This is a genomic window from Halomonas sp. DQ26W (genome assembly GCF_003339685.1).
Lineage (GTDB): Bacteria > Pseudomonadota > Gammaproteobacteria > Pseudomonadales > Halomonadaceae > Halomonas.
Genome location: NZ_QPKI01000049.1, coordinates 1 through 8,232, shown reverse-complemented (window position 1 = coordinate 8,232; position 8,232 = coordinate 1). Strand labels below are relative to the sequence as shown.

The window sequence follows — 8,232 nt, the reverse complement described above, 5'->3', positions numbered from 1 at the left end:
GGACGCCTATCGGCACCGTGTCACTCAACCCGGAACGGGAGCTCCAGATCACCGTCGCTGAACCAGAAAAACAGGCGGCCTGAATGACCTCAGAGGCGACAGATTCCTTGACAACTACCGTTCAGGGCATAGAAGTAGCACTCACCGTCCTCGGTACCGATTCGCCGGATGATACGGCCCAGCACCTGCCGGAAATGCTGCTCGGTGCGGATGTGGCTCAGGTAGCAGCACACCTGTAGGCGGGGGATATCGACCCCTTCACTGACCATGCCCACCGAGACAATCCACTGGATAGTGTCATCCCGGAAGGCCTCCAGACGCGCATGGGCATCCGGCGCCTTGCTGGTGACCAGGCACACTGATGCACCCTGATCCTCCAGGCGCTGTGCAACCTCTTCGGCATGCTCAATATCCGATGCCACCACCAGTCCAGCAGCGGCCGGATCACGGTGGCGCAGCATGTTCAATTGGTCGCCGCCTCGGTCCAGGATGCGTTGCAGGGGCGCATCGAGCCGCACCAGCGCGCGGTAATCGATGGCCGGATGTTTCAGAAGGTGCGGAATGCTCTGGTAGTGACGCGTCTCCCGCCGGCCGGTACTCGGGTGAAAGCGTGTCATCTCAATCGAGCGGTTGTCCACCAGCTGCAAGCGGGGATAACGGCAGATGCCATCCCGGATGGCCTCCTGGAGGGTGTAGACATAATCCGGCTGCAGCTGCCTCGACGGGGAGGCTGTGCTCCCATCCCCCGGCACCTTCCCATCGGGCTGACTGATTTCCACATAGCGCAGTAGCGGCAGGCAGCTGCCATCGGTGCGCCAGGGCGTTCCCGACAGTGCGAGTGTATAGCGAACATGTCGCTCGAGTGCCAGCAGGGCCATGCCCCACTGATTTGCCCCATTTAATGCGCCATCCTGGCCAGAAGCGTGGTGACTCTCGTCCCAGATCAATAGAACGCGCGCCTGCTGGCACAGCCGCTTGAGCTCCTCCAGCCGATGCTGGAGGGCATGGTAGGTGAAGCCAGCGCCGGTAGCGCCGAGCCGGCCATGCATAGCCTGACCGGTGACCTGGCTGAGCGTGTCGATGGCACGCTCGACCACGGATCGGATCGGGTCGGGCCGAGGTAGAGGACATACTCGATATCACCTCGGCCGATCAGTTCATCGGCCAGCACCGCGGCCATCAGCATCTTGCCCGCGCCTGGAGTGGCTTGACACAGGAAGTGAGGCCGCTTGTCCGACAAGGCCTGCAGCGCCTGCTGGAGGCAGGCCGCTTGCCAGGGGCGTAACGGGGGCAGGGCGCTCCCGGGGAACTGGGGTCCATCCCATTTCCCACACTCATCCTAAATGCGCTGGCTCCTACGCAGGGCTGGGCACCTCACCGAGAATATCGAGGCTGTTGCCTAGCTTGGCCTCGATAGCCTGGCCGATGGCGAGCAGCCTGGCATCCTGCCAGGGGCCGGCCATCACTTGCAGGCCCACGGGCATGTTGGCGGCGTCTCGGCCGACCGGCAAGGTAAGTGCGCAGAGGCCCATGAAATTGGCCATGACGGTATTGCGCAGCGCCTTCATGTTGGCTTTGGGGTAGGCGCCTTCTGGCTCGAGGCTCTCGAGCGTCGGCGGTGTGATAGCGACGGTGGGTGTCAGCACGGCATCCACCTGGCTTAACCGCGCGGCGGCGGCGCGGGTGAGGTCGTCGATAACCTGGCGCCGGCGCACGTATTCCCACCCTGGCATGCCGTCGGCTGCCTCGATCCTCGCGGCAACGTTGGGATCCAGTGCCTCGATGGCGTCCGGCAGCGAGGTGTGCAAAAAAGCGGCGAGTTCGGCGGCTGCCACGCCACCTTTCTGGAACAGCGTGAAGGCGTCGTCGGTGTTGGGCAGTTCCAGTGTGATGATGCGCGCGCCGGCGGCCTCGAGCTGCTTGATGGCCTGGATGACCGCTTCAGCGATGCCGGGGCTGCAGTCGTCCCAGAAGAAGGTATCGGGTACGCCGAAGGTGAGGTCGGCAAGGTCGGGCGTGGCGGGCAAGCCGCCACCACCGGGGTTCAGGCCTGGGTCGAGCGCGTCGAAGGCGAATGCCAGGTCATCCACGCGTCGGGCCAGCAACCCCGGCGTGTCCAAAGTGGTGGAGAGCGGCACGATCTGGGCGGTGGACCAGCGCCCCACGGTGGTCTTGAGGCCGGCCACGCCGGTCATGCTGGCGGGCACCCGCACCGAGCCAGCGGTATCAGTGCCAAAGGCCAGGCCTGCGGTGCCGCTGACCAGCGAAACGCCGGCACCGGAACTCGAACCCCCCGGGGTGCGATGGGCGACGGGATCCCAGGGGTTGCGCGGCGCGCCGAAATGGGCATTGGTGCCAAGGCCGCCAAAGGCGAACTCGACGGTTTGTGTCTTGCCCATGACGACAGGCAGTTGGCTCAGCAGGGTGCTGACCACCGGCCCCGGCGACTCCCACTGGGCGGGTAGGCGGCGCGATGAACCGGCATAGGTAGGCAGCCCGGGAACGGCGTAGATATCCTTGATCGACACGGGCAGACCCATCAGCGGGCCGGCGTTGCCACCTTGCTCTAGTAGGGCGTCGGTAGCCTTGGCGAACTTTAGCGCGGCGTCGCCGTTCCAGGTCTTGTAGGCGTGGTCGTGCTGGCCGCGTGCGTTATAGGCCTGGATGGCGCTTTCGGCGAGCTGAACGGCGCTCACGCTGCGGTCTCGCAGGGCGCGGTTCAGGGCGCGTAGCGGCTGCTGGAGCGGTGGTGTTGTCATATTCGGGCTCCTGATAAATTAGCGAATTTCAAAGATCGATTCGACTTCGACGGCGGCATTACCCGGTAGGGTGGCCACGCCGATGGCGGTTCGTGCATGGCGGCTGGCATCACCAAACAGGGCGATGAACAGCTCGGAGGCGCCGTTGATCACCAACGGTACATCGTGAAACCCCGGCGCGACATTGACGAAACCGTTCATCCTGACGCAGCGCACCACACGGTCCATGTCGCCATCCACCGCATCATGCAGCGCCGCCAGCAGGTTGAGCGCGCAGGCCTGGGCAGCGAGCTTGCCGGTTTCTAGATCAAACTCGGCGCCTACCTTGCCGGGGTAGAGCACCTTGCCATCCCGCTCGCAGATCTGGCCGGCCAGAAATAGCTGATTGTCGAGGCGCGACCATGGCAGAAAAGCGCCGCGTGGTTCCGGGATGGGGGGCAGGGTAAGGCCGTGGTCGGCCAAGGCATCGGTGAGTTGCATGGCAGGTCTCCTGGTGGTTGAGAAACGGTTTAACGGGCTAGCAGGCTGCCCGCGGTGTCGGCCATGGCTCGCACGGCGACCTCGGCATCCTCGCGCTCGATATGCTCATCGGGATGATGGCTGATCCCCGCGCGGCATGGCATGAACATCATGGCGGTCGGGCAGCGATGAGCCAGGTGAATGGCGTCATGGAAGGCGCCGGACACCAGCTGCGGAGCGTGGGGGGCATACCTCTTGACGCTACTATCCAGCGTTTCGACCAGGTGGCTATCGAATTCCACCGGCGCCACCCGCGAGCTGGCGGTCAGCTCGACACTACAGCCGGACCACTGCTCAGCGCCGAGCCGTTGGAATCGCTCATCCAGAGATGCCAGCACCGCGGCGCTGGGGTGACGCAGGTCGATGCTGAACGTGGCCTGCTGGGGGATGGTGTTGGTAGCGTTGGGTTCCAGGGCGAATTTGCCGATAGTGAAACGCACGGCCTCGTCGTGCTCGGCGACCGCGCCGCGAAGCGCGGTGATCAATGCATGCGCGCCAGTGAAGGCATCGCGCCGGGCGTGTTCGGGGGTGGTGCCGGCGTGGTTGGCCTGGCCCTCCACCGTGACGCTGTACCAGTTGACGCCCTGGATGCCTTTGACCGCGCACGCCGGCACGCCCATCGACTCGAGTACCGGCCCCTGCTCGATGTGAAGCTCGAGAAAGGCGTAGGGGGTGAACGGCTCGGGGCGATAGTGCACTTGATGGGCTTCGAGCTGTTCGTTACAGGTCGCCAGGGCATCGGCAAAGCGTGAACCGTCATCGTCCTGGGCCTCGAGAATGCTGGCCGCCTCGCGCTGGCCGGCGAACCAGGCCGATCCGGACGCCCCGGGCGCAAAGCGGGCACCTTCTTCGTTGGTCCAAGAGACGACCTCGACAGGCCGCTGGTGGCTGATTTCGCCCTTGTGTAGCGCGCGTAGCACTGCCAGGCCGGCTAGCACGCCTAGGGTGCCGTCGTAGCTGCCGGCGCTGGGCTGGCTGTCGAGATGGCTGCCGATCAGCAGCGGTGCCAAGCTGGGGTCCTGGCCTTCCCGGCGCAGGAAGACGTTGCCCATGGCGTCGTAATACGCCTCGCAACCAAGCTCGCGACCGCGGTCAACCAGCCAGAGCCGGGCACGGTTGTCGTTGTCATCCAGGGCCAGGCGGCGCAGGCCGCGGGGCGACAATGCCCCGATCTTGGCCTGGTCGAGCATGTCGTCCCAGAAGCGCTGGCCATCGACGCTCGCGCCGAGTGATGTGAGGTCATTCATAAGCCGTTATCTCCTCTCAAAGCCTGTTCAGTAGATCAGTGACGGCAACCAGGTGCTGAGCACGGGCACATAGGTGAGAATGATCAGCGCGATGAACATCAGCACGATCAGCGGTAGGCAGGCCTTGAAGACCTCTACTAGCGACATCCGCGAGATCGCCATGGCAACGAACAGGTTGAGGCCTACTGGCGGTGTGATCATGCCCACTGAGAAGTTCACCAGGGTGATGACACCGAAGTGCACGGGGTCGACGCCGACGCGGCTGGCAATCGGCTCAAGCAGCGGCGAAAGCACGATGATGGCCGAGGCGCTATCGAGGAAGAAGCCCGCCACGATCATGACCACGTTGAACAGGGCCATCACCTGCACGGGTTGGTCGGTTAGGGAGAGCACATGATTGGCCAACTGGGTGGGGGTGCCGGTGATCGCCAGCAGCCAGGAGAAGGCCGAGGCACCCGCAGTGATCAGTAGCAGGGTAGCCGATGTCAGTCCCGAGCTGCGCAGCGTGCCGAGCAGATCCCGCCAGCCGATGGTGCGGTAGATCACCATCCCGACGAACAGGCCGTACATGCAGGCGACGGCAGCGGACTCGGTGGGCGTAAAAATCCCGCTGTAAATGCCGCCCAGCAGGATAAAGGGCAGCCCCAGGCCCCAGGCCGCCGACCTGAAGGCGCTAATGACCTCCTTCAGCGTGGGGAAGGGGGCTCGCGCGTAGCCCTTGATTGATGCATAGATGATGCAGTACGAAATCAGCAGCGAGGCGATCAGGATGGCGGGGATCAGCCCGGCGGCGAATAGCCGGCCAACCGATGTGCCGGTGACGGAGCCATAAATGATCAGCGCGATACTCGGTGGGACGATGGGCCCCAGGGTACCAGCAGTGGCAATGAGACCGATGGCGAAGCGCTTGTCGTAGCCTGCTGCAACCAGTGCGGGGAACATGATCGTGCCGATTGCGACGACCGTTGCCGGGCTGGAGCCGGAGATGGCCCCGAATAGCAGACAGGAAAGTACCGTGGCGGCAGCCAGGCCGCCGGGCACCCAGCCGACCAGGGCCTTGGCCAGCTCGATGAGCCTGCCTGATAGTCCGCCTATACGCATCAGTTCCGCGGCCAGGATGAAGAACGGGATCGCCATCAACGAGAAGTTGTTCATCCCGGTGAACATGCGCATGGGCACGATGACCGGATCCGTGGTACCGAAGAACTGAATGGAGAGAATGACCGCGAATGCCAGGGCGGCGAAGATCGGCAGCCCTAATAGCAGCACTGCGAAGAAAATAGGCAGAAGTGCCGTAATCATAACGAACTCCAGGCGTCAGACGAGCTTGTCTTTTCCGGCAGCAAGCTCTTCAGCGAGGCTCACTGGCGGTTTGGTCCAGGCTTGATGGATGACCCACAGGTAGCGAAGGACCAACATCACCCCCGCAATGGCAATCGGCAGGTAGAACCAGGCCATCGGCAATCGCAGCGCAGCCGTTCTCTGGCCTCTTCCAAGGGTGTTGAAGAAGAGCTGAAACCCGTAGTAGGCAAGAAAGCAGGCAAAGGCGATGCCCAGTGCGGCAGCGATGATATGTAGCCAGCGATTGACGGCCGGGGGGACGAATGCATTAAGCACGTCGACCGATATATGCACGCCATGACGAACGCCCATACTGGCGCCAATGAAGCTCATGCAGATGATGGAGTAGATGACGACTTCCTCGACCCAGAACAGCGAGCTGTTGAAGCCGTAGCGATAGATCACCTGGAGGGCAGTGAGAAGGGTGGCAATCGACATGAACACCACCATCGCCACGCTTTCCACGTGATCGAGAATCCGGTTGAGTGCTGTGAACATGGTAAGACCATTTCGTGCAGGAACGCGTGATTTAGAACGGGCGCCACGAGGGCGCCCGTCAGGATCAGTAGTCGATGCCGACTACGTCATAGACCTTGTGGAGCAGGTCGGTCGTCACGACGTCCTCATACTCGGCGTGCACCGGCAAGCTGGCCTCGACAAAGGCTTCTCGGGCTTCGGCTGAAATCTCGTTGATTTCAATCTGACCTTCCAGTGAGGCCATGATCTTTTCTTCATCCTCGAGAGTCAGCTGGCGAGATGCGGTGCGGCCATTATCAAAGGCGTCGCGCATGACTTGCTGGAGATCGTCGGGCAGTGAATTCCAGGAGTCGGTATTAATCACCGCCGCATAGGCGTGATAGGCGTGATTGGTCAACGACAGGTAGTCCTGCACTTCGTGAAAACGCATGGTGTAGATGTTGGCCAGCGGGTTTTCCTGACCGGACACCACCCCTTGCTGCATTTCTCACGGTGGCGGCGAGAACGTCGCCGATGCCATACCGGTTCCTGAAGATGGCTGAGCCTTATGCGTAATCAGGATATGTTTTGATACCGGTGCATTGCCCTTTCCTCTTGAGAAAGAAACCTTGGTTTTCTTTACATGATGAACTTCATGTTGGCGGCGAGGCCAGAGGGTGGATATCTGGCGAATCAGGGGGAGCACAGGATAGAGGTAGGGACGCCACTTCAGCAGGGCAGCGGTCTTGGCGCTCTGGTCGCCGGCTGGAAGACGCATCGCCCCGGCCTGGCGGCCGGGACGACGTGGATCTTGCCCGGGGTCACAGCTTGCGCTTGAGCTCGCCATAGTCGCCGCTGATACGCAGCACCACGGTCACATCACTACCGTTACGGTTTCGGAAGAACCAGCCGTGGTTGCCGGTGAAGGCCGCTTTCAGCTCACCCTCGTCGTCGGGTACGCCGCGCCCCTTTTCATAGCTGATCGAGTTACCATTTCCGTCACCGTGGGTGTCGAAATTGAGCGGTCCCCCATCGGATGCCCAGGCGAACGTCACTACGGCACCTTCCTCCATCGTCAGCTTGTACTCGGTACCCTCGCCCGGCGCCAGGATGAAGCTCACCTCGTCGCGCCAGGTGGTTGTCTCTTCGGCCGGCGGGGGGGGCGCCTCTTGGGGAGACGAGGCATCGGCTAGTGTCTGGCTGTGCTCGCTCTGCTCCATCACTTGAACAGGCGCAGTGGTAACCACCGGGGTCGCCTCGTCATTGGCCTGGTCGAGCGCGGCTTCCTCGGCCAACTGGTTCTTGATTTCTCCCATCTGGGTCAGCCCTAACAGGCGGCCTGCCCCGGTGGGGTCGATGGCGTACTCTGACGGTAGCACCACGGTGACCAGCAGGGCGGCGGCCACGACGGCGGCCACCAGGGTCGAGCGGATCAGCTTCCTGGTAGAGGGAAGCTCGGCACGGGTGGGTAGATCGGTGTTGTACATCGGGGACTCCCTGAATCAGGCGATGAAATAGCCGGTGAGCTGATAACCGACCAGCATGAAACCGGCGCACATCATGGCGACATTGGCGGTGTAGGCGTGGCGCAGGAAACCGGTGGTGCGTCGCCAGAATCCCATGACGATGAGGATGGCGCTCAAGGCCAGCAGCTGGCCGACTTCTACCCCGACGTTGAACGCCAGCAGGTTGGGGACCAGCCCGTCAGGCGAGATCTCGTACTCGATGATCTTGCTCGACAACCCGAAGCCGTGAAACAGGCCAAAGATCAGCGTCGCCGCCTTGGTATCCCCCAGTGTCAGGATGAGTGTCGTACCCTCTGATAGCCTGTTCTTATAAACCGATCAGGGGGCGAAAGGAGACACTCATGCCTCGTTACTCCGAGGAGCGCCGACAAGCCGTGGTGGCCA

8 protein-coding genes and 2 pseudogenes are annotated in these 8,232 nt (G+C 62.6%); all 10 read right to left on the bottom strand.

Annotated features, from left to right (window positions below; genetic code table 11):
* Positions 1–89: 89 nt before the first annotated feature.
* Positions 90–1,097, bottom strand: a complete 1,008-nt coding sequence (locus DU490_RS16660; RefSeq protein WP_258801710.1) for a DEAD/DEAH box helicase — start codon at positions 1,095–1,097, stop codon at positions 90–92.
* A 68-nt stretch (positions 1,098–1,165) separates the two neighbouring features.
* Positions 1,166–1,240: pseudogene (locus DU490_RS17690) on the bottom strand (hypothetical protein); the annotation flags it as partial.
* 115 nt (positions 1,241–1,355) lie between these two features.
* On the bottom strand, positions 1,356–2,759 hold the full coding sequence (locus DU490_RS16655; protein ID WP_114575345.1) for an amidase: 1,404 nt from the start codon (positions 2,757–2,759) through the stop codon (positions 1,356–1,358).
* Between the two features lie 18 nt (positions 2,760–2,777).
* Positions 2,778–3,239, bottom strand: a complete 462-nt coding sequence (locus tag DU490_RS16650; protein ID WP_114575344.1) for a RidA family protein — start codon at positions 3,237–3,239, stop codon at positions 2,778–2,780.
* Between the two features lie 29 nt (positions 3,240–3,268).
* Positions 3,269–4,525 (bottom strand): hydantoinase/carbamoylase family amidase, encoded by a 1,257-nt coding sequence (locus DU490_RS16645; RefSeq protein WP_114575343.1) that lies wholly within the window; start codon positions 4,523–4,525, stop codon positions 3,269–3,271.
* A 27-nt stretch (positions 4,526–4,552) separates the two neighbouring features.
* Positions 4,553–5,827 carry a TRAP transporter large permease gene (locus DU490_RS16640; protein WP_114575342.1) on the bottom strand — a complete coding sequence of 425 codons (1,275 nt, stop codon included), beginning with the start codon at positions 5,825–5,827 and terminating at the stop codon, positions 4,553–4,555.
* A 15-nt stretch (positions 5,828–5,842) separates the two neighbouring features.
* Positions 5,843–6,364 carry a TRAP transporter small permease gene (locus DU490_RS16635; protein WP_114575341.1) on the bottom strand — a complete coding sequence of 174 codons (522 nt, stop codon included), beginning with the start codon at positions 6,362–6,364 and terminating at the stop codon, positions 5,843–5,845.
* Positions 6,365–6,428: 64 nt separating this feature from the next.
* Entirely contained in the window at positions 6,429–6,812 is a 384-nt protein-coding gene (gene dctP, locus DU490_RS17535) for a TRAP transporter substrate-binding protein DctP (RefSeq protein WP_258801709.1), read from the bottom strand.
* Positions 6,813–7,143: 331 nt separating this feature from the next.
* A complete protein-coding gene (locus DU490_RS16620; protein ID WP_114575338.1) occupies positions 7,144–7,809 on the bottom strand; it encodes a hypothetical protein in 666 nt (221 codons plus the stop codon).
* Positions 7,810–7,824: 15 nt separating this feature from the next.
* Positions 7,825–8,112 (bottom strand): annotated as a pseudogene (locus DU490_RS16615) (HupE/UreJ family protein); the annotation flags it as partial.
* Between the last annotated feature and the right edge of the window lie 120 nt (positions 8,113–8,232).

Excerpts from the sequence above, each read along its gene's own strand:
- DU490_RS16640 (WP_114575342.1), bottom strand. The coding sequence starts at position 5,827 with ATGATTACGGCACTTCTGCCTATTTTCTTCGCAGTGCTGCTATTAGGG.
- DU490_RS16655 (WP_114575345.1), bottom strand. The coding sequence starts at position 2,759 with ATGACAACACCACCGCTCCAGCAGCCGCTACGCGCCCTGAACCGCGCC.
- DU490_RS16620 (WP_114575338.1), bottom strand. The coding sequence starts at position 7,809 with ATGTACAACACCGATCTACCCACCCGTGCCGAGCTTCCCTCTACCAGG.
- DU490_RS16635 (WP_114575341.1), bottom strand. The coding sequence starts at position 6,364 with ATGTTCACAGCACTCAACCGGATTCTCGATCACGTGGAAAGCGTGGCG.
- DU490_RS16650 (WP_114575344.1), bottom strand. The coding sequence starts at position 3,239 with ATGCAACTCACCGATGCCTTGGCCGACCACGGCCTTACCCTGCCCCCC.
- DU490_RS16645 (WP_114575343.1), bottom strand. The coding sequence starts at position 4,525 with ATGAATGACCTCACATCACTCGGCGCGAGCGTCGATGGCCAGCGCTTC.